22 protein-coding genes are annotated in these 24039 nt (G+C 58.3%); 5 read left to right on the top strand and 17 right to left on the bottom strand.

What is annotated here, in order from left to right; translation table 11 throughout:
• The first annotated feature begins 1 nt into the window (after position 1).
• Both JAO85_RS04925 and JAO85_RS04920 read left to right on the top strand, forming a co-directional pair.
• Positions 2–1801 (top strand): UvrD-helicase domain-containing protein, encoded by a 1800-nt coding sequence (locus JAO85_RS04925; protein ID WP_004883039.1) that lies wholly within the window; start codon positions 2–4, stop codon positions 1799–1801.
• A gap of 288 nt (positions 1802–2089) precedes the next feature.
• Complete coding sequence (locus JAO85_RS04920) at positions 2090–3337, top strand: hypothetical protein (RefSeq protein ID WP_004883036.1); 1248 nt, start codon at positions 2090–2092, stop codon at positions 3335–3337.
• A 239-nt stretch (positions 3338–3576) separates the two neighbouring features.
• Here JAO85_RS04920 and JAO85_RS04915 read toward each other — a convergent pair whose 3' ends face one another.
• From JAO85_RS04915 to JAO85_RS04885, 7 genes are all read right to left on the bottom strand, one after another.
• Positions 3577–4644, bottom strand: a complete 1068-nt coding sequence (locus JAO85_RS04915) for a YhcG family protein (RefSeq protein ID WP_004883035.1) — start codon at positions 4642–4644, stop codon at positions 3577–3579.
• The gene (locus tag JAO85_RS04910) at positions 4641–5840 is read right to left on the bottom strand and encodes a site-specific integrase (protein WP_004883034.1); all 1200 of its coding nucleotides are present in this window, start codon (positions 5838–5840) and stop codon (positions 4641–4643) included. Before JAO85_RS04910 ends, JAO85_RS04915 begins: the two co-directional genes overlap by 4 nt.
• A gap of 221 nt (positions 5841–6061) precedes the next feature.
• Positions 6062–7054: a branched-chain amino acid ABC transporter permease gene (locus JAO85_RS04905; protein WP_039049930.1), complete on the bottom strand. Its 993-nt coding sequence runs from the start codon at positions 7052–7054 to the stop codon at positions 6062–6064.
• Positions 7055–7066: 12 nt separating this feature from the next.
• Entirely contained in the window at positions 7067–7951 is an 885-nt protein-coding gene (locus JAO85_RS04900; protein WP_202787605.1) for a branched-chain amino acid ABC transporter permease, read from the bottom strand.
• A 48-nt stretch (positions 7952–7999) separates the two neighbouring features.
• A complete protein-coding gene (locus tag JAO85_RS04895; protein ID WP_039049931.1) occupies positions 8000–9202 on the bottom strand; it encodes an ABC transporter substrate-binding protein in 1203 nt (400 codons plus the stop codon).
• A gap of 55 nt (positions 9203–9257) precedes the next feature.
• Entirely contained in the window at positions 9258–9977 is a 720-nt protein-coding gene (locus tag JAO85_RS04890; RefSeq protein ID WP_003057808.1) for an ABC transporter ATP-binding protein, read from the bottom strand.
• 116 nt (positions 9978–10093) lie between these two features.
• Positions 10094–10864 carry an ABC transporter ATP-binding protein gene (locus JAO85_RS04885; protein WP_039049932.1) on the bottom strand — a complete coding sequence of 257 codons (771 nt, stop codon included), beginning with the start codon at positions 10862–10864 and terminating at the stop codon, positions 10094–10096.
• Positions 10865–11582: 718 nt separating this feature from the next.
• Here JAO85_RS04885 and JAO85_RS04880 point away from each other — a divergent pair.
• The 3 genes from JAO85_RS04880 to JAO85_RS04870 are packed head-to-tail and all read left to right on the top strand — an operon-like array spanning position 11583 to position 13300.
• Positions 11583–11972: a hypothetical protein gene (locus tag JAO85_RS04880; protein WP_012837322.1), complete on the top strand. Its 390-nt coding sequence runs from the start codon at positions 11583–11585 to the stop codon at positions 11970–11972.
• On the top strand, positions 11973–12500 hold the full coding sequence (locus JAO85_RS04875; protein ID WP_003064403.1) for an RNA polymerase sigma factor: 528 nt from the start codon (positions 11973–11975) through the stop codon (positions 12498–12500).
• An 11-nt stretch (positions 12501–12511) separates the two neighbouring features.
• Positions 12512–13300 (top strand): anti-sigma factor, encoded by a 789-nt coding sequence (locus JAO85_RS04870; RefSeq protein ID WP_202787604.1) that lies wholly within the window; start codon positions 12512–12514, stop codon positions 13298–13300.
• Positions 13301–13333: 33 nt separating this feature from the next.
• Here JAO85_RS04870 and JAO85_RS04865 read toward each other — a convergent pair whose 3' ends face one another.
• From JAO85_RS04865 to nuoG, 10 genes are read right to left on the bottom strand one after another with little or no spacing between them, the layout of a single operon-like run.
• Positions 13334–13846 carry a DUF1178 family protein gene (locus JAO85_RS04865; protein ID WP_202787603.1) on the bottom strand — a complete coding sequence of 171 codons (513 nt, stop codon included), beginning with the start codon at positions 13844–13846 and terminating at the stop codon, positions 13334–13336.
• 8 nt (positions 13847–13854) lie between these two features.
• Positions 13855–14160 carry a DUF2818 family protein gene (locus JAO85_RS04860; RefSeq protein ID WP_003076486.1) on the bottom strand — a complete coding sequence of 102 codons (306 nt, stop codon included), beginning with the start codon at positions 14158–14160 and terminating at the stop codon, positions 13855–13857.
• 56 nt (positions 14161–14216) lie between these two features.
• The gene (gene nuoN, locus JAO85_RS04855; protein ID WP_003064398.1) at positions 14217–15710 is read right to left on the bottom strand and encodes an NADH-quinone oxidoreductase subunit NuoN; all 1494 of its coding nucleotides are present in this window, start codon (positions 15708–15710) and stop codon (positions 14217–14219) included.
• 24 nt (positions 15711–15734) lie between these two features.
• On the bottom strand, positions 15735–17210 hold the full coding sequence (locus JAO85_RS04850; protein WP_003064396.1) for an NADH-quinone oxidoreductase subunit M: 1476 nt from the start codon (positions 17208–17210) through the stop codon (positions 15735–15737).
• A 16-nt stretch (positions 17211–17226) separates the two neighbouring features.
• A complete protein-coding gene (nuoL, locus tag JAO85_RS04845) occupies positions 17227–19263 on the bottom strand; it encodes an NADH-quinone oxidoreductase subunit L (RefSeq protein ID WP_172415390.1) in 2037 nt (678 codons plus the stop codon).
• A gap of 30 nt (positions 19264–19293) precedes the next feature.
• Positions 19294–19602, bottom strand: a complete 309-nt coding sequence (nuoK, locus tag JAO85_RS04840) for an NADH-quinone oxidoreductase subunit NuoK (RefSeq protein WP_003057821.1) — start codon at positions 19600–19602, stop codon at positions 19294–19296.
• Positions 19599–20279: an NADH-quinone oxidoreductase subunit J gene (locus tag JAO85_RS04835; RefSeq protein WP_003076492.1), complete on the bottom strand. Its 681-nt coding sequence runs from the start codon at positions 20277–20279 to the stop codon at positions 19599–19601. The genes nuoK and JAO85_RS04835 overlap by 4 nt, the downstream gene beginning before the upstream one ends.
• A gap of 34 nt (positions 20280–20313) precedes the next feature.
• Entirely contained in the window at positions 20314–20823 is a 510-nt protein-coding gene (nuoI, locus tag JAO85_RS04830) for an NADH-quinone oxidoreductase subunit NuoI (RefSeq protein WP_003057824.1), read from the bottom strand.
• Positions 20824–20834: 11 nt separating this feature from the next.
• Entirely contained in the window at positions 20835–21911 is a 1077-nt protein-coding gene (gene nuoH, locus JAO85_RS04825) for an NADH-quinone oxidoreductase subunit NuoH (protein ID WP_003057825.1), read from the bottom strand.
• On the bottom strand, positions 21908–24025 hold the full coding sequence (nuoG, locus tag JAO85_RS04820; RefSeq protein ID WP_202787602.1) for an NADH-quinone oxidoreductase subunit NuoG: 2118 nt from the start codon (positions 24023–24025) through the stop codon (positions 21908–21910). Before nuoG ends, nuoH begins: the two co-directional genes overlap by 4 nt.
• Positions 24026–24039: the final 14 nt, after the last annotated feature.

Raw genomic sequence — 24039 nt, 5'->3', positions numbered from 1 at the left:
CATGTTCATGTGGAACAAAGATGATCTGAATCCCGAGCAGGAAGCAGCCATTCTGAAGCCAGGGAGCGTCTTTCTCATCGCTTGCCCGGGCAGCGGGAAAACGCGCACGCTCACCTACAAAATCGCCTATGAGTTGTCCAGGCTGAAATCGAACAAGCAGTTTGTCGTTGCCATCACTTATACGCACCGTGCCGCCGACGAAATCCACGAGCGCATTGAGAGCCTTGGGGTGGATACATCCCGATTATGGATAGGAACGATACATTCGTTCTGTCTTGAATGGATATTGAAACCGTACGGCATCTATCACGAAGCGTTGGATCGAGGCTTCCGTGTGATCGATCAGCATGAGCGCGAGAAAATCCTGGAGGCATTGTGCAAGCCTTACCAGAAGCCAAAAATAACATTCTGGGATTGTGAGTTTTATTACACCGAAACTGGATATGTGCTCTCCTGCCCACAAGATTGGAAGCATTCGGGTCTTCACGTCATATTGGGCAAGTATTTTGAGATTCTGCACGAAAGTCGGCAGCTAGACTTTGAGCTCATTCTTTACTATGCGTACCAACTGATCGCACGTCATCCTGCGATCAGCACTCTTCTGGCACAGTTGTTCTCTTTCGTGCTGATCGACGAGTATCAGGACACCAAACGAATTCAGTATTCGATCATCACCGCCATTCTGAAAGCTGGTCAAGGTGCGACCAAGGCCTTTATTGTCGGAGATCCTAACCAGGCGATTTATCAATCGCTTGGCGGATATCCGATTGCCTTCGAGGATTTCAAGGCGATGGCCAATATCGATTTGGACGAACTCGAACTGTCGCGGAACTACCGTTCTTCTGAGCGCATCATTGAGTACTTCGGAAACTACAACGTTCACAACACACGCATCGAAGCCGCATCCGAGGACAAGGCGTACCCAAGCCTTATTTCATTCGACGACACAGTGAGCAAAAATGATCTGGACGCTGAGCTCATCCGGCTCATCCGTTTCAACATTGAGACTATGGGCATCTCACCTCACGAGGTGTGCATTCTCGCGCCACAGTGGACGCATCTTGCAAGCATGACACGTCGTTTGGTCGCCAGCATGCCGGAGTACTCATTCGATGGCCCCGGTATGGTTCCCTTTGCACGGGACACAGAGAATTTCTGGTACAGGCTTTCTAAGATTGCACTTACTCAGGCATCGCCGGGAATGTATGTGCGCAGACTGCGGTGGGCCGGGGAGATTCTGAATGACCTAGAGGCGGCCGGGGCTAGCGTGTCGAAGCTCACGCGGAGGTCCTTGTTGAGGGAGTGCAATGCAATTAAGATCGATGAAACAGATGGTCTTACCTACTTGAGCGCATTTTTCGAGCGTCTGTTTGCAAACTTAGCAATCGACTTTCGCCTTTTCACGCTGCTTCAAGAGCATCACGTTGCCTTCTTCGATAGTTCGCAAGCCCGGGTAAATCGATTGAAGAGTGAAGGTAGCGAATTTATAGGCGATATTGAGACATTCAGGAAGGTATTTCAGCATAGGACTGGAATCACCATCTCGACGATACACGGCGTCAAGGGAGCCGAGTTCGATGCAGTGATCGCTTATGCATTATTAGAAGATATGGTGCCGCATTTCAATGATCCGAACGGTCAAGAAAGCGCGATGAAATTGCTGTATGTCATTGGTTCGCGGGCAAGGAAGAACCTGCACCTTGTTTCGGAACGAGGTCGAGTTCGCCAGTATTCTGGCGAAGAGTATCAAGTAACTCGCAAGCTTGCCTCATGCAGTTTTGGATACGATCAAATTCCATAGAAATCACGAGTAGCGCAACCGCGCTCTCTATGGGATGCCCTACAGCTTTGTTTAGCGTTTGGCTGAATCATCTGCGCGCGGCTCGCTCTGCATGCCCTGCTGTCGCCAGCTCAACATGCAAGCGGAGCGCGCAGGCCCGGATCACAGTGTCGGGCCGTGGAGGGCTGGCGAATGCCAGTCCCGTCAGGGATGAGCGAATAGCGAACGTGGAGCAGCGCGATCCACAAAGTGGAGACGCTCAAGGTTCCGTCGCTTACTATTTGGACTACGGCGAGTTGAGTAAAAAATATGAAAAATATCTTTGAAGAAATCAATGAATTTTCTTCGGAAAAAATCGCGTTATTCAGCTTTGGGAAATTTTGCTACGTCTTTCTTAATAAAGACCCGATCTTTGTCAAGAAATTGCTTCCCCTCATCCAAACCTCTCTGGCAAATGAGAGCTTTCAGGCAGACGTAATGCGTGCTTATACGGAGGGCTGCATGAATGAAAAGGCGGCCATTCTGAAAGAATTTGAAGCCAAACGCGACCATCCAAACGCAGCCAAGTTTTATGGGCCACAGCTTGATCTAGTGGACAAGCGATTGGCTATAAAGACAATCCAGCATTTAATGGACTACTTAAATAATTATCTCAACGAGTATCCGGGATCGCTAGAAATTCTCAACAATTCCTACAAGCATATCCATGACGAAGATGGTGTTTCGTACATAAAAGAAAATTACGCAAATTATCGCATTGGCTGCATTTTTTATTCCAAGCACCAATCAATCATGGGGAGGGCTGAGATGCTGGAGCTAAAATATTCCAAGGTAGTTGAACGTGAGTACGAGAAAATTGGAATTGACATAAGAAAGGAAGATGCTCAGTTCTCTAAATATAGTCTTGTCAGCCTGAACGAGAATATTCAGATATTCAACGACAAGGATAGTCAGACAATACGCGATGAACGCATAGGGCGACACTTCTGGATAAAAGTTCCGAGGAAGCTGCTTACCTCTATCGAGGAACTCATTGAAAAAGGAATGCTGTCCGAAATAGCATTCAGGATTGATTACGTCTCCGATTATGTCCCTGCAATGGAGGAGATGGAGTTTGGCGCTCCGTTGCGATTGAAAATATCTTCCCTTCCTAGATTGTCAAAGTTCTACTCCACCGATAAATATGAGAACAATCTATGGATTCACCATGACGCAGAGAAGCTAAGTTTGACTTTTGAAGAATTGATGGAGGACTTTGAGGTGGCAGGCGACGACGTCGTAACGCAAGTCATCCATCTTGAATACAGTTCAAAAGGCGATGATTTTTTTATAACTCACTTGGATCACGAATTTATCGTATATACGTTGGATAGCTATCAAGAAAGATTGAGCAATGCCAACATCAAGGGGCATAGAAAAATAAAGACATTCAAAATAGATAACTCAATGATCCCGTTTGATATAAATATTAGCGGGGATCTTTTTCTGTTTCAGGTTCTCGATTCGTATTTAAAAAATGATGACTTGATTCGTGAATATTTTGAAAAAATTAACTGACTTTATAGTTTGAGATATTTAATTAAAACAGCGATCGGCATAGAACATGGCGCTGCTGCCCGCGATAATCATGTGATTGGGCGCTCGCGCCCACTAGCCCCAGCGCATCCTTGAGCCGCAGGCCAGTTCCTTATCGGCCTATGGCGATTCCACACTAGCATGGAGCCTCGATAGAGCAAGAGATCCGTTGCCACATGCTCGTGCTGTGGTTTGGGTGTACGGTTGGACAGATGCTGCTGTCAGGACTTCTCGCCAGGCTGCCGCTGCTCGATCTGCAACCGCGCCCGTTCGGTCGCCTGCTGCAACCGCTCCCCCAGCACCGCACGCGGCGGCAGGGTCGTCAGGTATTCGGCTACGTGGATGCCCGACTTGTCCAGCTCCAGCAACTCGATCTGCTCTGACTTCTTGCCGGTACAAAGAATGATGCCCAGCGGCGAGGCTTCCTCCGGTTCGCGTTCGTGCTTGTCGAGCCAACGCAAATAAAGCTCCATCTGCCCCTTGTATGCTGCCTTGAACTCGCCGATCTTCAACTCCACCGCCACCAGCCGCCGCAGCTTGCGGTTATAGAACAGCAGGTCCAGGTGGAAATCCTCGTCGTCGATCTGGATGCGTTTCTGCCGGGCTAGGAAAGAGAAGCCCGCGCCCAACTCCAGCAAAAAAGACTCCATTTCGCGGATGATCGCGGCTTCCAGGTCGCCTTCCTGCCAGGTATCGCGCAGGCCCAGGAAGTCGAGGATGTACGGGTCGCGCATGACCAGCGCCGGCGACATGCGCTGCGCATCGCGCATCGCCGCCAGCTCTTGCGTGATCGTCTCGTCCGGCTTCTTGGACAGCGCCGTGCGCTCGTATAGCATCGAGTCGATGCGCTCGCGTAGCGTCCGCACGCTCCAGCGTTCGGCGCTGGCCATTTGCACGTAGTAGTCCCGCTGGAGCGGGTCTTTTAGCGGCAGCAGCGCCACGAAATGCGACCAGCTCAATTGTCGTGACAGCGTCACGACAATTGGCTCGTCCGAGAAGGTGGCGGCGAACTGCACCATCCGGCGCAGGTTCTTGTCCGCGAAGCTACGTCCGTAGTCGCGGACAAGCTGCGCCGCCAGGGTCGGCAGGATTTCGTCGCCGTACCCGGCCCGCTGCCCGGCAAGCACTTCCGTATGGATGCGCTGGCCAATGCGCCAGAACAGCAATGTCAGCTCGGCATTGACCGCCGAGGCGACGCGCTGGCGCGACGCTTCGATCAGTGCCCGGATGTCGCCCAGCAGCGCGGGCGGCGCTGCTGGCGCTGAGACGGATGCCTTGCGCCGGGTCATGCGGCCACCTCCTTGGCTCCCTGCATCCCGGTGATCGTCTTACGCCGATTCGCCACCAGTTCGGCCGCCTCTCGCACCGGCTTATCCTCGGTGTGGACGTAGCGCATGAACATGACGACGGTCTTGTGCGCCGTTAGCGCCATGCCGACCTTGACCGGGATGCCCGAATTGGCAATGTCGGTCGCCGAACGGTGGCGGATGCCGTGCGTGCCCACGTGCGTAGCGCCAGCCGCCTTGAGCGCACGGCTCCAGCCACCGTAATACTCGCCCGTGGTTAGATGCTTGCCAGCGTGGCTAGGAGAAGGCAGCACATAGCGGCTACCCTCCTGCCGGGGTGCCGTCGAGAGTAGCCGATAGGCTTCCTCGCTCATGGGCTTAGACATGCCGCCTGTCTTGCTGTCAGGCCAGACGACGCGCCGGTTCTGCAAGTCAACCCAGTTCCATTCCAGCGCGATGATTTCCGAGCGGCGGCCGGCGAACTCGAACTGCAGGCGGATTCCCAAAGGGATGACGTAGTTCTCCAGCCCCTCCGACTCGATCTTGTCGAGCTGTCGGAACAGGTTGCCCATTTCTTCGTCGCTGATGAGGTGAGTCGATTTGCCGGCAGGGAACATCGGGACGTGACGGCAAGGGTTGGTACCGTCGGGCCGATAGCCCCATACCTCGGCCATGTTGAACATCTTGCGCAAGACGCTGAATACCTTGTTCGCCTCGGTCTGCTTGTACGAAAGCTTTTCCATCAGTCCGGCGATTTCAGGACGCTTCACGTCCTGAACTTTCTTGCGTCCCAGCAGCGGAATAATGTTGCGATTGATGACAGCCTGATAGCCGGCTTGGGTGCTGAGCTTGTTGCGCTTCTTGGAGTAGTCCTCCATGAACTTCGTGCATAGCTCCTTGACCGTAGGTGCCTGGCGCGCCTCCGCCTTCTCTGCGGCGGGATCTCCGCCTCGGCGGACTTGGGCCAGCCATTCCTGCGCCAGCGACCGCGCCTGTTCGACGGTCAGCTCCCCGTACAGTCCTAGCGAGGGCTTGCGGCGCTCGCCAGCGTTCGTCCGGTACTGGAGCATGAACACCTTGCGACCCGCCGGGGTAATCTTGCACAGGAAGCCGGGGACCAGCGTGTCCCGGAGTTCGACGGCCTCTGCCTGGGGTTGCGCCGCATCGACAGCGGACTTAGTGAGTTTGATCTTAGCCATGATGACTCCTTGGAAAGACCTGGATTCCAAGGGCCGGATAGGAGTCAGGCGGTCGGAAGTCAGGTCAGGTTTCGGAAAGCACCGGCATATGTTGAACTCGCTTAAGTCATTGATAAACCTGCTGTATCGGGCTGTAGCGTAGTCCAGCGAATTTCGGTGCTGGAGTCATGGTGAAATAAAAAAGGCCGCAGATGCGGCCTTGGTAGCGAGAGTGAAGCGCCCTATTTGCGACGTTGCAGCCAGGCGATCAGCTCGCCCATGATGCCCTTGCGGAACAGCAGCACACAGAGCACAAAGATCAGGCCGGTGACGATGGTGACCGACTCGCCCAGCGTGCTGAACCATTCCACGCCGGTTGCATGGGCCAGGAAGCTGCCGAACTCACCAATCTTGTTTTCCAGCGCCACGACGACCGCCGAACCCAGCAGCGGACCCGACAGCGTGCCCAGCCCCCCCATCAGCGTCATCAGAATCACATGACCGGAGGTGGTCCAGTGCACATCGGACAAGGTGGCAAAGCCCAGCACCAGGGTCTTGAGGGAACCGGCCAGACCCGTCAGGGCCGCAGAGATGACAAAGGCCAGCAGCTTGAAGCGGTTGACGTCATAGCCCAGCGAGATGGCACGCGGCTCGTTCTCCTTGATGGCCTTGAGCACCTGCCCAAACGGCGAGTGGATGGTGCGCACGATGAGTAGAAAAGCCGCTGCCACAATGATCAGCGCCACGTAGTACATGACCATATCGCTGCTCAGATCGATCACACCGAACAGCTTGCCGCGCGGCACGCCCTGCAGGCCGTCTTCGCCGCCTGTGAACTTGGCCTGCAGCGCGACAAAGAACAGCATCTGCGCCAGCGCCAGCGTGATCATGGAGAAATAAATGCCCTGGCGACGGATGGCCAGCCAGCCAAAGATCAGGCCCAGCAGACCGCCGACCGCCGTACCCAGCAACATGCCGACTTCGGGCGTAAAGCCCCAGGCCTTGATGGTGTAGCCCGCCACATAGGCCGCACCGCCCAGAAACGCGGCGTGGCCGAAGGACAGCAGACCCGTATAGCCCAGCAAGAGATTGAAGGCCGAAGCAAACAGTGCAAAGCACATCAGCTTCATGACAAAAACCGGATAGGCACCGAGGAAGGGCGCGACGATCAGGCCCAGCAGCAGCAGGCCGTAGCCCACGGGGGCAATGCGTTGAACAAGCGTCTTGGATTTCATGTCGTGCCCCTCTTATTTTTCTTTACCGAACAAGCCAGCGGGGCGAATCAGCAAAACAATGACCATGATGAAAAACACGACGGTGGACGATGCTTCAGGCCAGAAAACCTTGGTCAGACCTTCGATGACGCCCAGCGCCAGACCTGTGAGAATCGATCCCATGATGGAGCCCATGCCGCCGATCACCACCACGGCAAACACCACGATGATGAGGTTCTGCCCCATCAGCGGCGTGACCTGGTAGACGGGAGCGGCCAGCACGCCGGCAAAAGCCGCCAGCGCGGCACCGAAGGCATAGGTCAGCGTGATCATCACGGGCACGTTGACGCCGAAAGCCTCGACCAGGCGCGGATTTTCCGTACCGGCACGCAGATAGGCGCCGATGCGCGTCTTCTCGATCACAAACCAGGTGGCCACACACACCACGATGGAGGCCGCGACCACCCAGGCACGGTAATTGGGCAGGATCATGAAGCCCAGATTGGTCGCACCTTCGAGCAGCTCGGGCGTGTCATAGCCCAGGCCCGAGACGCCATAGACGGAGCGGAACACCCCCTCGATCAGCAGCGACAGCCCCAGCGTCAGCAGCAGGCCGTAGAGATGATCGAGCTTGTAGATCCAGCGCAGCAAGAAGCGCTCGATCAACACTCCCAGAATCCCCACCAGCACCGGCGACAGGATCAGCATCACCCAGTAGTTGATGCCGAAATAGCTCATGGCCATCCAGGTGCACATGGCCCCCAGCATGAACAGGGCGCCATGCGCAAAGTTGATGACATTGAGCAGGCCGAAGATCACGGCCAGGCCCAGACTCAGAATTGCGTAGAACGAACCGTTGACCAGCCCCAGAAGGAGCTGGCTCATCAGGCCGGGCAATGAAACGCCGAAGATTTCCATGAGAGATACGCTGGTGAGGGTGAGGTGTGCATCAAACCGGTAGCGCCATTACTTCCAGAGCGCGCACTTGGTTTCGGCCTTGGTGGTCCAGACCGTATCGGCAGGCAACTTGGTCAGCACCTTGAGGTAGTCCCAGGGCTTGGTGGATTCGCTGGGCTTCTTGGCTTCGACCAGATACATATCGTGGGCGAAAGTGCCGTCGGGACGGATCACGCCCTTGCCGTAGAAGTCGTTGATGGGCGTGCTCTTGAGGTGGGCCATCACCTTGTCGGCATTGGTGGTCTTCACCGCTTCGACAGCCTTCAGATAGTTCATCACGGCCGAGTAGTCGGCGGCCTGCACATCGGTAGGCATGCGCTTGGTCTTGGCAAAGAACTTGTTGGCGAACTTGCGCGATTCGTCGTTCATGTCCCAGTACCAGCTGGTGGTGTGCAGCAGGCCTTCGGTGTTCTTCAGACCCAGGCTGTGGATGTCGGTCAGAAAGACCAGCAGACCGGCGGTCTTCATGGTCTTGTTGATGCCGAACTCCTTGGCGGCCTTGATGGCATTGATGGTGTCGCCGCCCGCATTGGCCAGACCCAGGATATGGGCCTTGGAGCTTTGCGCCTGCAGCAGGAAGGACGAGAAGTCCGAGGCATTGAGCGGGTGCTTGACCGAGCCCAGAACCTTGCCGCCCTTGGCGTTGATGACCTTGGTGGTGTCGGCTTCCAGCGCCTGGCCGAATGCATAGTCGGCCGTCAGGAAGAACCAGTCCTTGCCGCCGCGATCCACCACCGCACCGCCCGTGCCCTTGGCCAGGGCCACGGTGTCGTAGGCATAGTGCACGGTATAGGGGTTGCACTGCTCGTTGGTCAGCGCGGAGGAACCCGCGCCGCTGTTGAAGTGAACGCGCTTTTTCTCGTTGGCGATCTGGGAAACCGCCAGTGCCGTGCCGGAATTGGTGCCGCTGAAGACCATGGAGATGCCCTGCGTATCAATCCATTCGCGCACCTTGGAGGCAGCGATGTCAGCCTTGTTCTGATGGTCTGCACTGACCAGCTCGATAGGCTGGCCCAGGGCCTTGCCGCCGAAGTCGTCAATCGCCATCTGCATGGCGACCGCACCGTTCTTGCCCTCCACGTCGGCGTACAGGCTGGACATATCGGTGACGAAACCGATCTTCACCTTTTCCTGGGCCTGGGCCTGGGCCAGGGGGCTGGACAGACCGGCCACGGCCAGCATGCACGAGAGAACGCTCAGTTTTGCTTTCATCTTTATCTCCACGGGTTGGTTCTTTGTTATGAACGAATGGGAATTGCTTGCAGGCTCAGACACCCAGCAGCTCGTTGAGTACGGACATCTTCTCGTCCAGTTCGCTGGCTCCGAAGCGCAAGGCGACATGACCGTGCTCGACCACATAGAAGCGGTCGGCCAGCGGCGCGGCAAAGCGGAAGTTCTGCTCCACCATCACCACGGTGTAGCCCTTTTCGCGCAGCGTGGTGATCATGCGAGCCAGGGTCTGGACGATGACGGGGGCCAGGCCTTCGGAAATTTCATCAAGCAGCAGCAGGCGCGCGCCCGTTCGCAGGATCCGCGCCACGGCCAGCATCTGCTGCTCGCCGCCCGACAGACGCGTGCCCTGGCTGTTCCTGCGCTCATAGAGGTTGGGGAACATCTGGTAGATCTCGTCGATGCTCATCCCCGGCTGGCCGGTCTTGAGCGGCGGCGGCAGCATCAGGTTCTCTTCGCAGGACAGGCTGGAGAAAATGCCGCGCTCCTCGGGGCAGTAGCCCACGCCCAGGTGGGCGATCTTGTGCGTGGGCATGTGAATGGTTTCCACGCCGTTGATCCTGATCGAGCCCTTGCGCGAGCCGGTCAACCCCATGATGGCGCGCAGCGTGGAAGTGCGCCCTGCGCCATTGCGGCCCAGCAGGGTCACCACCTCGCCGGGATTGACTACCAGATCCATGCCATGCAGCACATGGGACTCGCCATACCAGGCATTGAGTCCCGAAATTTCCAGCGCCGGAGTACTTGTCTTATTCATTCGTCTCACTCAAATCACGCACGAAACCATCAAAGAGCCAGCGAGGAAGGGCCGCCCCGCACCGAGGCTGCCGTCCCCCTCAGGGGGAAGCCGCGTGAGCGGCACAGGGGGAGCATTCAATGCCCTCCCTGAAGCTGTCCGTCCGTAGTCCCCATATAGGCTTCCATCACCTGCGGATTGCGCGAAACCTCTTCGTAGCGCCCTTCGGCCAGAACGGCGCCGCGCTGCAGCACGGTGATGCGATCGGCGATGGTGGCAATCACCTTCATGTTGTGCTCCACCATCAGGATGGTGCGGCCGGCAGAAACCTTCTTGATGAGCTGGGTCACGCGGTCCACGTCTTCATGGCCCATGCCCTGTGTGGGTTCGTCCAGCAGCATCAGCTCGGGCTCCATGGCCAGCGTGGTCGCAATTTCCAGGGCGCGCTTGCGCCCATAGGGCAGGTTCACGGTCACTTCATCGGCCAGGTCCTGCAGCCCGACTTCGGTCAGCAGCTCCATGGCGCGGTCATTGAGCTGATTGAGCGTCTTCTCGCTGGTCCAGAACTGATAGGCCGTGCCCAGCTTGCGCTGCAGGCCGATGCGCACGTTCTCCAGCAAGGTGCAGTGCGGAAACACGGCGGAAATCTGAAACGAGCGAATCACGCCACGTCGCGCAATCTGTGCCGGCGCCTCGCGGGTAATGTCCAGCCCGTTGAACTGGATGCTCCCGGAAGTGGGCTCCAGAAACTTGGTCAGCAGATTGAAGCAAGTAGTCTTGCCCGCTCCATTGGGCCCGATCAGCGCGTGAATGGAGCCACGCTGCACGGCCAGATCCACCTTGCTGACGGCGGTAAAGCCTTTGAACTCTTTGGTGAGTTGCCTGGTTTCGAGAATAAGGTCGCTCATGCGCTGGCCGTCAGTCCTGAATGCTGCAAAACAAAGAGGGGAGCAACTTGATGTACTTCCTCTGCCTGAGCGGCATCTTGGTCTTTCATGCTGCAGTGCCGCAGCGGGAAACTCCTAGGAATGAAGAGCCATCGGACTTATGCTTTCCCTAACCCTCCATAAAACAAATAGCAACAACAGAAGTAACTGCAAACTTCAAACTCATCGCAACTGCAAGTCACGCCAGAGACAGCGGCATCCCCAGGAATATCAGCATCCACTTCGGAATCTCTAAAAAAGCTTATGCCTTATACATATTGCGCTATCAATATTAATAAGACTGGGCGAAATGTGCCCTCATAGCACAGCACTCCCCAGATTGGCCCTGATGCCGTAAACCCTGAGTCGCTCAATTCCCACTGGAGTAACCAGGTTACTAGCCCAATGCTCGCAAATATGCTTGCCATTTGTCGCCCTCAAAAACCAAGGGCGACAAAGAACAGCCATATCGCTATAAATCTAAAAGCTGCTTCCGATTGCCTCATATGAATTTCATGTTCTTTTATCCATGAAATAAATACTCAATCGGCGATAGCAGCTATCAAATTATTCAGCAATCGACGTCTGAGGCCATGTCTGCAAGACCTGTCGCGCTGCTCTTGAGTTCCTGCGTGAAAACGCATGGAATAAAACCCCTTGCAGAACTGTTTACTGCAGGTCAACCACAAGGAGAGACCTCATGTTTCGCATCGCTTCTCTGACGCTAGCTTCCGCCGCCCTGCTGGCGGCCTGCTCGACCGGCTCGGTCACTTCGGCAAAATCCCCTGCCACCACCCTCAACGGCGTGCTGGTCGGACCGACCCAGATGACGCTCTACGTCTTTGACAAGGATGCCGCAGGCTCCGGCAAAAGCGTCTGCAACGGCGGCTGCGCCACCAACTGGCCGCCTCTGATGGCCCCCGCGAGTGCGGCGCCGATCGGCGACTGGAGCGTGGTGATGCGCGACGACGGCAGCAAGCAATGGGCTTACAAGGGCCGCCCCCTCTATCACTGGGTCAAGGATGCCAAGCCCGGCGACATGACGGGTGACGGGTTCCTCAACAATAGCTGGCATGTCGCCAAGCCCTGAGTGAAGGTCGACGCCGCCCTGGTCCATATTCCCCGCCTGCGCCGCTATGCGCGTGCGCTGGCGGGCGATGCCGCGCTGGCAGACGATCTGGTGCAGGACACCCTGGAGCGCGCCTGCCAGAAGTGGGCCCTGTGGCAGCCGCCGGCAGCCGCCTCGGCCGAGCAGGTGCAAAAAGCCTTGCTCAGCTGGCTGCTGACCTTGATGCACAACCTCTATGCCAATCAGTGGCAGCAGTCGTCGCGGCATCGCATGGTGGCACTTGACGAGGCGCAGGACACGCCTCACGACCCCATGCCCAGACTGACGCTGCAGCTGGATCTGGAGCGGGCCCTGTCCCATCTCACGCCGCAGGCACGCGAGGTGCTGCTGCTGATCGGCATGGAGCAGTTCAGCTATGGCGAAGCCGCGCAGATGCTGGGCGTTCCCGTGGGAACGGTGATGTCGCGTCTCTCGCGCGCCCGCGAGCAGCTCAGGCGCCTCATGGAAGGAGAAAGACCCGCGACGACCGTGTTGAGGGCTGTCAAATGAAGGAAAGTGCAATGACACCCCAGCGCCCCGATGAAACCACGCTGCATGCCTGGGTGGATGGAGAGTTGCAGCCCGATGCCGCTGCGACCGTGGCGCAATGGCTGGCCGAACACCCCGAAGAAGCAGCGCGCATGGCCGCCATTCAGGCCCAGAACGCGGGCCTTCAGGCTCTGCATGCGCAATTGCTCGAAGAGCCGGTCCCGCCCCAGTTCATACTATCCCTGCAAAAGCCGGCGCTGCAGTGGCGCTGGCAACATGCGCTGGCCGCAGGCATCATGCTCAGCGTGGGCCTGGGACTTGGCTATGGTGCAGGCCAGCAAAAATTCGGCTCGCCGCCGACCGACACGGCCGTGCAGTTGCCAGGCTTTGTCCGCGAGGCAGCTGCTGCCCATGCCGTCTATGTGCCCGAGCAGCGCCACCCCGTCGAGGTCGCGGCACAGCAGCAGGCGCATCTGGTGCAGTGGCTGTCCAAGCGGCTGGGAGTTGCGCTCAAGCCGCCGGTGCTGGAAGCCCAGGGCTTTCATCTCATGGGCGGGCGGCTGCTGCCCGGGGAGACCGGCCAGGCCCGAGCCCAGTTCATGTACGAGGATCAGGCCGGCCAGCGCGTCACCTTGTATGTCTCGGTGCTCAAGCCCGGGACGGCAGCCACCTCCGCCCCTGCCTCCTTTCAATGGAGCAGCGACGGTGCAAGCCATGGCTTTTACTGGATCGATGGCCGGCAAGGCTATGCCTTGAGTGCCTCCCTGCCACGCGAGCGCCTGCAGACTCTGGCCGACGCGATCTATCAGCAACTGAGCTGAAGCCGCAGGGCGCTGACCGGAAGCGGGGTTGTCTTATTGCAGGCTGCCGCTGCCGCCTTCGCCACTGGCCGACTCGGGTAAGGCCAGAGGCAGAACGCCAATGCCCTCTTCCAGCAGCTCCATGGCCTCCTGGGCGCTGGTCTGGCCGCGAATGGCGCGTTCCTCGGTTTCACCGTAGTGAATGCGACGCGCCTCTTCGGCGAATTTTTTGCCGACGTCCTCGGTATTCTGCGCGACCTGGCGCGACCACTGCATCCAGGCCGCCTGCATGGACTGCAGATGTGCCCGCGCCTCGGCGCTGATCTCGGGTACGGCGACGGAAAGCTCCGGCGCTGCGGCAGGAGCCGGTTTTGCAGTCTGGGCAGCTTTGGGCGGCTGTGCACCGAGATTGAGACGGGGAGCACTCAAGCGCTTGGTCACATCACTGTCGCCGCAAACAGGACATTCCACCAGCTTGCGCTGCAGCTGATTCTGAAAATCATCTTCCGAAGCAAACCAGCCTTCAAAGACATGGCCTGCAGGGCAGTGAAGATCAAGCACTTTCATGGCGCCACTCAACCCTTGCGGTGAACCAGATAGCGATAAACGAAGCCGGGAAATGCCAGCGTCAAAAACAGCGTAGCAGTAATGGCATAGAACTCCCAGCCTTGGGGAGATATCTGACCGGCACGACGTTCCAGCAGCAAGCCCAGGCCGCCCACCAGCAGGTACAGGGCAATCATTTCCAGCAGGCGCACCCACAGCGGCTTGCGACCGGCCATGACGGGGCCGATGATGCCCAGACGCTGGTTGATAAAAGGCAAATTGGCTGCCACAAGGGCAGCCAAGATGATGAGCCAGATAGAGGCGGTTATAGACACAAAGCCATTCCTAGAAAAAGCGATGAGGGCATCAAGCCCTCATCACATTCGTCTTATCAGGAAGCCAGGGCACGCACAACGGCGTCAGCGCACAAGGCCATCAGACCGCCGGGCAGGATACCCAGCAGCAGAACCAGCGCACCGTTGATAGTCAGCACAACGCGCACATCCAGAGGGGCAGACACGCTGGTAGCAGTGATTGGAGCATCAAAGTACATGACCTTGACCACGCGCAGGTAATAGAAGGCGCCGATCAGCGACATGATCACGGCGAACACGGCCAGACCGATGTACAGGCTGCTGCCCGAAGCGACCAGTGCCTGCAGCACGGACAGCTTGGCGTAGAAGCCGACCAGCGGAGGAATACCGGCCATGGAGAACAGGCAGATCGCCATCACGCCGGCGTACAGCGGGCTGCGCTGGTTCAGGCCGGCCAGATCGGCGATCTCTTCGCTTTCAAAGCCTTCGCGGGCCAGCAGCAGGATCACGCCGAAGGAAGCCAGGGCGGTCAGCACATAGGTCACGATGTAGAACATCGCCGAGCTGTAGGCGTTTTCGACGGTGGCAGGATCGACCTTGCCGTCCACCACACCCGACATCAGACCCAGCAGCACGAAGCCCATCTGGGAAATCGTCGAGTAAGCCAGCATGCGCTTGAGGCTGGTCTGCTGCAGACCGGCCAGGTTGCCGATGAGCAGCGAGCAGACGGCCAGCACCATCAGCATCTGCTGCCAATCGATGGCCAGCGGCAGCAGGCCGTCCACCAGCAGGCGGATGGTCATGGCAAAGGCAGCCAGCTTGGGCGCGCCGCCGATCAAGGCGGTGATGGCGGTAGGCGCACCCTGGTAAACGTCGGGCACCCACATGTGGAAGGGAACCACACCCAGCTTGAAGGCCAGACCGGCGACCACGAAGACCAGACCGAAGACCAGCACCTGGTGCTTGATTTCACCGGAATTGATGGCCTTGAAGACCTGTCCGATATCCAGCGAACCGGTGGCGCCGTAGAGCATGGACATGCCGTACAGCAGGAAACCGGAAGCCATGGCACCCAGAACGAAGTACTTCATGGCGGCTTCGACGGACACGGTGTGATCACGGCGCAGAGCCACCAGCGCATAGCTGGACAGTGTCAGCAGCTCCAGGCCCAGATACAGGACCAGGAAGTTGTTGCCGCTGATCATGATGAACATGCCCAGCAGGGCCAGCATGGACAGTGTGAAGAACTCACCGCCGCGCAGCATGTCGCGCTCGGCCGCATAAGGGCGGCCGTAGACCATGGTGATCATCACGGCGATAGTGGCAAAGCACTTGAGCCAGTTGCCCATGGCGTCCGAGACAACCATGTTGCCCCAGCCGTAGAAGGTATTGCCGCTCGCGGCGTACATGCCTTGCATCACCGCCACGACAAGCAGGGTGAGCATGGTCAGAACATAGGTGCCGGTGCGACGGGCGCTCTTAACGCCCAGGTCCACCAAGGCAATGACGCAGGCCATGACCAGGAGAGTGATCTCCGGGTAGATCGCCAGCCAGCTGATGTTGTCAATCATCTCGTGTCTCTCGTTTCAGTCTGGTCAGTTGAGCTTGCTCACAGCCACATGCTTGATGAGCTCTGCCACAGACACATCCATCACATCGGTGAAGGGCTTGGGATACAGACCCATGACCAGCACGGCCGCGGCCAGCAGGCCCAGCACCAGGAATTCGCGGCAGTTGATGTCCTTGAGTTCAGCCACATGGTCGTTGGCCACGGCACCCAGGTACACGCGCTTGTACATCCACAGGGTGTAGGCAGCGCCGAAGATCAGAGCGGTTGCAGCGCCCAGACCAATCCAGAAGTTGTATTGCACGGCACCCAGGATCACCATCCACTCGCCGACAAAACCGGCGGTTGCAGGCAGACCACAGTTGGCCATGGCAAACAGCAGGGCAAAGGCAGCGAACTTGGGCATGGTGTTGACCACACCGCCGTAAGCGGCGATTTCACGCGAGTGAACGCGGTCGTACAGCACGCCGATGCACAGGAACATGGCGCCGGACACGAAACCGTGGGCAATCATCTGCACCAGGCCACCGGAGATGCCCAGGTTGTTGAACATGAAGAAGCCCAGGGTCACAAAGCCCATGTGAGCCACGGACGAATAAGCCACCAGCTTCTTCATGTCCTTTTGCACCAGAGCCACCACACCCACATAGATCACGGCAATCAGCGACAGCGTGATCATCAGGCCCGACCACTCATGCGCCGCATCGGGAGCAATGGGCAGAGAGAAGCGCAGGAAACCATAGGCACCCAGCTTCAGCATGATGGCGGCCAGCACGGCGGAGCCGCCGGTAGGGGCTTCAACGTGAACGTCGGGCAGCCAGGTGTGGACCGGGAACATGGGCACCTTCACCGCAAAAGCGGCGAAGAAGGCGAAGAAGATCAGCGTCTGTGCGGTACCGGACAGGGGCAGCTTGTGCCAGTCCAGGATCTCGAAGCTGCCGCCCGACTGGGTGTACAGATAGATCAGAGCGACCAGCGTGAGCAGCGAGCCCATCAAGGTGTACAGGAAGAACTTGAAGGCTGCGTAGATCTTGTTCGGACCACCCCAGATACCGATGATCAGATACATCGGGATCAGAGTCGCTTCGAAGAACACATAGAACAGCATGCCATCCAGAGACGCGAACACACCGATCATCAGACCCGACAGGATCAGGAAAGCGGCCATGTACTGGTTGACGCGCTCGGTGATGTTGGTCCAGGAGGCGATCACCACGATGACGGTGATGAAGGCCGTCAGCGGCACAAACCACATGGAGATGCCATCCACGCCCAGGTGGTAGTGGATGTTGAAGCGCTCGATCCAGAGCGCGTTCTCCACAAACTGCATATTGGCAGTCGTGGTGTCGAAGCCGGTGACCAGAGGAATGGTCACCGCAAAACCGATCAGCGCACCGATCAGTGCCAGCCAGCGCACCGCGTTGGCCTGCCCTTCTTTGCTGAAGGCCAGCAGGAGGGCGCCAAAAGCAATCGGCACCCAGATAGAAAGACTCAACAAACCCATTTTTGTTCTTCCCCTACTACTTGTTGAGCCACACGAAGTACGTCATGAGGGCAACGATACCCAGCAGCATGACCAACGCGTAGTGATAGAGATAGCCTGTTTGCAGGCCGCGCACCCACTGACCGAACTTGGCCATGAGCTTCCAGGAGCCGTTCACGATGGCGCCATCGATGATGGCCTGATCGCCGGCCTTCCAGAAGAAGGTACCGAAGGCACGGGAGCCGCGGGCGAAGATGTTCTCGTACACCCAGTCCACACCGTACTTGCCTTCCAGAACCTGGTAGAGACCAATCTTCTTGGAGAAAGCCATGATGGCGGCAGGAATCTCGGGCTTGACCATGTAGAACACATAGGACATCACCACACCGGCCAGAGCCAGCCAGAACGGTGCAGCCGTGAAGCCGTGCAGTGCCATGGGCACCCAGCCGTGGATCTTCTCGGCCAGTTCGGCCATGGCGCCATGCTTGGAGCCATCGACGTGGATCACGCCCTTGAAGAAGTCGCCAAACAGCATGGGCATCAGCGCAATCGCACCGATCACCACCGAAGGAATGGCCAGCAGCACCAGAGGACCGGTCACCACCAGAGGCGACTCGTGGGGCTTGGCATCATGGCCATGGCCGTGGTCGTCATGACCGTGGTGGTCATCATGGTGGGCATCGGGGTTCTGGTCGTAGCGCTCCTTGCCGTGGAAGACGATGAAGTACAGACGGAAGGAGTAGAAAGCCGTGATGAACACACCGGCCAGCACTGCAAAATTGGCAAAGCCGGCAGCAGGCAGGTTGGAAGCGTGAACCGCCTCGATGATGGCATCCTTGGAGTAGAAGCCCGAGAAGAACGGCGTGCCGATCAGCGCGAGGTTACCCAGCAGGAAGGTGATCCAGGTGATGGGCATGTACTTGCGCACGCCGCCCATCCAGCGGATGTCCTGATTGTGGTGCATGCCCATGATGACGGAGCCGGCACCGAGGAACAGCAGCGCCTTGAAGAAGGCGTGGGTCATCAGGTGGAACACGGACACCGAGTAGGCCGACACACCCAGAGCGATGGTCATATAGCCCAGCTGGGACAGCGTGGAGTACGCAATCACGCGCTTGATGTCGTTCTGGATGATGCCCAGGATACCCATGAACAGCGCTGTGATGGAGCCGATCACCAGGATGAAGTTCAGCGCAACATCCGACAGCTCATACAGAGGAGACATGCGCGACACCATGAAGATGCCAGCCGTCACCATGGTCGCCGCGTGAATCAGCGCGGAGATAGGCGTGGGGCCTTCCATGGAGTCCGGCAGCCAGGCGTGCAGCGGAAACTGGGCCGACTTGCCCATCGCGCCGATGAACAGGCAGATGGCAGTCACGGTCACCAGCAGCCAGCCCGTACCGGGCAGCTGGGTGTTCTGGATCTCTGGCAGCTTGGCAAAGATTTCAGAGTAGTTCAGCGTGCCGGTGTAGGCCGCAATCAGGCCGATACCCAGAATGAAGCCGAAGTCACCCACGCGGTTGACCAGGAAGGCCTTCAGGTTCGCGAAGATGGCCGTAGGCTTCTTGTAGTAGAAGCCGATCAGCAGATAGGACACCAGACCCACGGCTTCCCAACCGAAGAACAGCTGCAGCAGGTTGTTGCTCATCACGAGCATCAACATGGAGAAGGTGAACAACGAGATATAGGAGAAGAAACGGTTGTAGCCGTCATCCTCTTCCATGTAGCCCATGGTGTAGATGTGAACCATCAGCGACACAAAGGTCACCACGCACATCATCATGGCCGTGATGGAGTCGATCAGGAAACCGACTTCCATCTTCAGGCCACCGACAACCATCCAGGTGTAGATGGTTTCGTTGAACTTTGCGCCGTCGAACACGACAGCCTTGAACGTGAGGGCCGACAGAACGAAGGCCAGGAGCACGCTCAGAATCGTCAGGGAACTGCTGCCGGTGCGACCAATCTTGTTGCCGCCAAAGGCCGTGCCCCAGATACCCGCGAGTGCGGAGCCGACCAGCGGTGCCAACGGCACCGCAAGCAGCATGGATGCAGAAAGGGTTTGACTCATTTCTTGAGAACCTTGCAAGTTACGGCGGACTCAACCCTTGAGGGCGTTGAGATCTTCCGCATCGATGCTTGTCTTGTTACGGAACAGCAGCACCAAGATCGCCAGACCGATGGCCGATTCAGCAGCAGCCACTGTCAGGATGAAAAACACGAACACCTGGCCGTGCATGTCGCCCAGATAGCTGGAAAACGCGACAAAGTTCATGTTCACGGCCAGCAGCATCAGCTCGATGGCCATGAGCAAGACGATCAGGTTCTTGCGGTTCAGAAAGATGCCAACCACGGAGAGTGCAAACAGCATGGCACCCAGCGTCAGGAAGTGGCCCAAAGTCAGCGTCATGCTTTTGTCTCCACAGCAGGCGCTGCAGCCGCGGCTTCAGCGTCAGGTTTTTGTGCAGGCTTGGTGCTGTCGACCTTGACCAGCTTGATGCGGTCAGAGGCGCGTACACGAATTTGATCTGCAGGGTTCATGGCCTTGCTGTCCTTGCGCTTGCGCAGCGTCAGGGCAATTGCGGCAATCATGGCCACCAGCAGGATCACGGCCGCAATTTCCACGGGATACAGGTATTCCGTGTACAGCAGCTTGCCCAGAGCCTGTGTGTTCGAGTAAGGAACGGTCTGGCCGGCGGCATTGACCATGGTCGCACCAACAGCCTTGGCGTCTTCGACATCACCGAAACCGCCCATCAGCACCATGCCCATTTCAAAGGCGATCAGCACACCGATCAGGGCGGCGAACGGGAAATGCTTCCAGAAGCCGCGGCGCATGGAGTCGATACGGATATCGAGCATCATCACCACGAACAGGAACAGCACCATCACAGCGCCCAGATAGACCAGCACCAGAGCGATGCCGAGGAATTCAGCCTTGAGCAGCAGCCAGATGGCGGCAGCTTGCGAGAAGGCCAGAATCAGATTGAGCACGGCGTGCACAGGGTTGCGAGCCGTGACAACCCGGAAGGCTGCAAACAGCAGCACGACCGAGAACAGATAGAAAAAACCAGTTTTGGCGTCCATGGATCGAATCTTTTCAAGTGATCAAGGAGCCGCTTCAGCGGTACTTGGCATCTGCCGCCTTGTTGGCAGCGATCTCGGCTTCATAACGGTCACCCACTGCCAGGAGCATGTCCTTGGTGAAGTAGAGATCACCGCGCTTTTCGCCGTGGTATTCGAAGATGTGCGTCTCCACGATGGAGTCCACCGGGCAGCTTTCTTCGCAGAAGCCACAGAAGATGCACTTGGTCAAATCGATGTCGTAGCGCGTGGTACGGCGCGAGCCGTCGTCACGCACATCGGACTCGATGGTGATGGCCATGGCAGGGCACACGGCTTCGCAAAGCTTGCAGGCAATGCAGCGCTCTTCGCCGTTTTCGTAACGGCGCAGGGCGTGCAGACCACGGAAGCGTGGCGACTGAGGTGTTTTTTCCTCAGGGAACTGCACCGTGATCTTGCGACGGAAGGTGTAGCGGCCAGTCAGGGCCATGCCCTTGGCCAGTTCCCAGAGCATGAAGCTCTTGAGGAAATCCTTGAAGGAGAAAGGTGTTGCAGCTACTGCAGACATACGTACTCCGCTTATTTCCAGATGTTCCAGGGCGAGTACAGCCAAGCACCCACAACCACCAGCCACACCAGGGTGACGGGAATGAAGATCTTCCAACCCAGACGCATGATCTGGTCATAACGGAAGCGCGGGAAGGTAGCGCGAATCCAGATGAAGCACGACACCACCAGGAAGGTCTTGATCGCCAGCCAGATCCAACCGGGGATGAAGCCCAGGAAGTCGAACGGAGGCAGCCAGCCGCCCAGGAACATGATCACGGCCAGGATGGAGACCAGCCACATGCTCGCGTATTCGGCCAGGAAGAAGACCGCAAAGCCCATGCCCGAGTACTCGACCATGTGACCAGCCACGATTTCGGCTTCGCCTTCGACCACGTCAAACGGGTGACGGTTGGTTTCGGCAACGACCGAGATCAGGTAGACGATGAAGATGGGCAGCAGGGGCAGCCAGTTCCAGGACAGGATGCTCATGCCCATGGATGCGAACTGACCTTGACCCTGGCTCATCACGATGGCCGAGAGGTTCATGCTGCCCGTGACCATGATGACCACCAGGAAACAGAAGCCCAGCGCGATTTCGTAGCTCACCATCTGGGCCGAGGCACGCAGCGCGCCCAGGAAGGCGTACTTGGAGTTGGAAGCCCAGCCCGCAATGATCACGCCATAGACTTCGATGGAAGTGATGGCCATGAGCAGCAGCAGACCTGCATTCACGTTGGCCAGGGCCACATCGGGGGCAAAGGGAATCACCACCCAGGCCGCCAGGGCCGGCATGATGGCCATGACGGGGCCCACATAGAACAGGCCCTTGGCAGCTGCCGTGGGCTGAATCAGTTCCTTGGTCAGCAGCTTCAGGCCGTCAGCCAGAGGCTGCAGCAGACCCGAGGGACCAACGCGGTTGGGGCCCAGACGGATTTGCATGAAACCCAGCAGCTTGCGTTCCCACAATGTGAGGTAGGCCACGGCACCCATCAGGGGAGCCACGATGGCCACGATGCCGAGCAGAATCCAGATGACGGGCCAGGCCACATCGGTCCAGAAAGGAGCGGCGGACAGGCCCGCGCCCCAGGCTTTCAATGCGTCGATCATGCGGCGCCTCCCTCACGAACCTGACGAGCGTCAGCCGTCAATTGCAGCGACGTAGCGCGGCGCACGATGCTGTCGAGCTGGTAAATGCTGGCGACTGCAGGCGCAGTCACTGTGCCGGCAGGCACTGCGCTCACGGCCTGGGCCGCGTTGCTCAGCACATTGGCAGGCACTTGTGCAGCGCCGCCGGTGGCCTCAGCCAGCACGTCCTGCGACGTCTCATAGTCAACGCCCGGCACACCCATCAGGTTGGCCAGCACGCGCAGCACCTTCCATGCGGGACGCGTGTCGGCCAGAGGCTTGACCACGGCGTGGAAGCTCTGCAGACGGCCTTCGGCGTTGACAAAGCTGCCCGAGGTTTCCGTGAACGGAGCAATGGGCAGCAGCACATCGCTGAATTCCAGATTGGCCTTGAAGGGGCTCAGAGTCACCACCATCTCGGCCTTGTTCAGACCAGCAATGGCGGCCTTGCCGGCAGCGCTGTCGAACTCGGGCTCGTTGTTCAGCAAGATGGCAGCCTTCAGGCCACCGTCAATCATCTGAGCCGCATTCAGACCGTTGCCAGCAGGCATGGCCTTGACCCATTGCGCGCCCACGGTGTTGGCGGCTTCGGTCAGATAGCCCACGGCAGCACCGGTCTGTTCGGCAACCCAGCTGGCCAGAGCCAGCAGTGCAGAAGCCTGAGCATGGTGCGCTGCGGCATTGCCCAGCAGCACGGCCTTTTGCTCGCCGGCCAGCAATGCAGCGGCAATCGCCTTGGCTTCGTCATGGGCCTGACCGGCCACGGGTGCCGAGACACCCTTGGCTTCAGCCACGGCAGCGGCCACATCGGCCAGAGCCTGAGCCCAGTCGCCGGCAGCAACCACCCAGGCGTTGACGGGCAAGGCCCAGTCATGGATGCGATCGTTGATGGCGAAGACCTTGCAGCCCTTCTTGGCAGCCTGGCGAATGCGCTGCGCGAACAGCGGATGGTCCTTGCGCAGGTTGGAGCCCACGATCAGAGCCGACTGCAGATTGCTCAATGCAGCGATGGGCAGACCCAGCCACTGCACGCCTTGCGTGGCAGCGAACTCGGCATTGCGCAGACGGTAGTCGATGTTCTCGCTACCGATGCCGCGCACCAGCTTGCCGGCCAGGAACAGCTCTTCCACTGTGCTGTGAGGGCTGACCAGAGCGCCGATGGCGCTGGCGCCATGGTTGCTCTTGATCTGCTGCAGACCGTTGGCCACATATTCGAGGGCGGTCTGCCAGTCGACTTCCTTCCACTCGCCGCCCTGCTTGAGCATGGGCTTGGTGAGGCGTTCGTCGCTGTTCAGCGCTTCATAGGAGAAGCGGTCGCGGTCGGCAATCCAGCATTCGTTGACTTCTTCGTTCTCGAAGGGCACAACGCGCATGACTTTGTGGTTCTTGACCTGAACGATCAGGTTGGAGCCTGTGGAGTCGTGCGGAGCCACCGACTTGCGGCGCGACAGTTCCCAGGTACGGGCGCTGTAGCGGAAGGGCTTGCTGGTCAACGCGCCCACGGGGCAGATGTCGATCATATTGCCCGACAGCTCGGAGTCCACGCTATCGCCCACCACGGTGGTGATCTCGGAGTGCTCGCCGCGGTGAATCATGCCCAGTTCCATGACGCCGGCCACTTCCTGGCCAAAGCGCACGCAACGTGTGCAGTGAATGCAGCGGCTCATTTCCTCCATGGAAATCAGCGGCCCCACGTTCTTGTGGAACACCACGCGCTTTTCTTCTTCGTAACGCGAAGAGCTGCTGCCATAACCCACTGCCAGATCCTGGAGCTGGCATTCGCCGCCCTGGTCGCAGATGGGGCAGTCCAGCGGGTGATTGATGAGCAGGAACTCCATCACCGACTGTTGTGCCTTGATGGCCTTCTCGCTCTTGGTGCGCACGATCATGCCCTGCGTCACTGGCGTGGCGCAGGCGGGCATGGGCTTGGGAGCCTTTTCCACATCCACAAGGCACATGCGGCAGTTGGCCGCAATGGATAGCTTCTTGTGGTAGCAGAAGTGAGGAATGTAGGTGCCGGCCTTCTCGGCTGCATGCATGACCATGCTGCCTTCCGTCACCTCGACCTTTTTTCCGTCCAGTTCAATTTCAACCATATGCTTGTCTCGCG

This window comes from Comamonas sp. NyZ500 (assembly GCF_016772095.1).
In the GTDB taxonomy this organism is placed as follows: Bacteria; Pseudomonadota; Gammaproteobacteria; order Burkholderiales; family Burkholderiaceae_C; genus Comamonas; species Comamonas thiooxydans.
The sequence above is the reverse complement of the archived record's forward strand: the minus strand, read 5'-3'. Positions and strand labels throughout refer to the sequence as shown.

Coding starts and splice junctions, on each gene's coding strand:
- JAO85_RS04925 (WP_004883039.1), top strand. CDS start 2: ATGTTCATGTGGAACAAAGATGATCTGAATCCCGAGCAGGAAGCAGCC.
- JAO85_RS04920 (WP_004883036.1), top strand. CDS start 2,090: ATGAAAAATATCTTTGAAGAAATCAATGAATTTTCTTCGGAAAAAATC.
- JAO85_RS04915 (WP_004883035.1), bottom strand. CDS start 4,644: ATGACCCGGCGCAAGGCATCCGTCTCAGCGCCAGCAGCGCCGCCCGCG.
- JAO85_RS04910 (WP_004883034.1), bottom strand. CDS start 5,840: ATGGCTAAGATCAAACTCACTAAGTCCGCTGTCGATGCGGCGCAACCC.
- JAO85_RS04905 (WP_039049930.1), bottom strand. CDS start 7,054: ATGAAATCCAAGACGCTTGTTCAACGCATTGCCCCCGTGGGCTACGGC.
- JAO85_RS04900 (WP_202787605.1), bottom strand. CDS start 7,951: ATGGAAATCTTCGGCGTTTCATTGCCCGGCCTGATGAGCCAGCTCCTT.
- JAO85_RS04895 (WP_039049931.1), bottom strand. CDS start 9,202: ATGAAAGCAAAACTGAGCGTTCTCTCGTGCATGCTGGCCGTGGCCGGT.
- JAO85_RS04890 (WP_003057808.1), bottom strand. CDS start 9,977: ATGAATAAGACAAGTACTCCGGCGCTGGAAATTTCGGGACTCAATGCC.
- JAO85_RS04885 (WP_039049932.1), bottom strand. CDS start 10,864: ATGAGCGACCTTATTCTCGAAACCAGGCAACTCACCAAAGAGTTCAAA.
- JAO85_RS04880 (WP_012837322.1), top strand. CDS start 11,583: ATGTTTCGCATCGCTTCTCTGACGCTAGCTTCCGCCGCCCTGCTGGCG.
- JAO85_RS04870 (WP_202787604.1), top strand. CDS start 12,512: ATGACACCCCAGCGCCCCGATGAAACCACGCTGCATGCCTGGGTGGAT.
- JAO85_RS04865 (WP_202787603.1), bottom strand. CDS start 13,846: ATGAAAGTGCTTGATCTTCACTGCCCTGCAGGCCATGTCTTTGAAGGC.
- nuoN (WP_003064398.1), bottom strand. CDS start 15,710: ATGATTGACAACATCAGCTGGCTGGCGATCTACCCGGAGATCACTCTC.
- JAO85_RS04850 (WP_003064396.1), bottom strand. CDS start 17,210: ATGGGTTTGTTGAGTCTTTCTATCTGGGTGCCGATTGCTTTTGGCGCC.
- nuoL (WP_172415390.1), bottom strand. CDS start 19,263: ATGAGTCAAACCCTTTCTGCATCCATGCTGCTTGCGGTGCCGTTGGCA.
- nuoK (WP_003057821.1), bottom strand. CDS start 19,602: ATGACGCTGACTTTGGGCCACTTCCTGACGCTGGGTGCCATGCTGTTT.
- JAO85_RS04835 (WP_003076492.1), bottom strand. CDS start 20,279: ATGGACGCCAAAACTGGTTTTTTCTATCTGTTCTCGGTCGTGCTGCTG.
- nuoI (WP_003057824.1), bottom strand. CDS start 20,823: ATGTCTGCAGTAGCTGCAACACCTTTCTCCTTCAAGGATTTCCTCAAG.
- nuoH (WP_003057825.1), bottom strand. CDS start 21,911: ATGATCGACGCATTGAAAGCCTGGGGCGCGGGCCTGTCCGCCGCTCCT.
- nuoG (WP_202787602.1), bottom strand. CDS start 24,025: ATGGTTGAAATTGAACTGGACGGAAAAAAGGTCGAGGTGACGGAAGGC.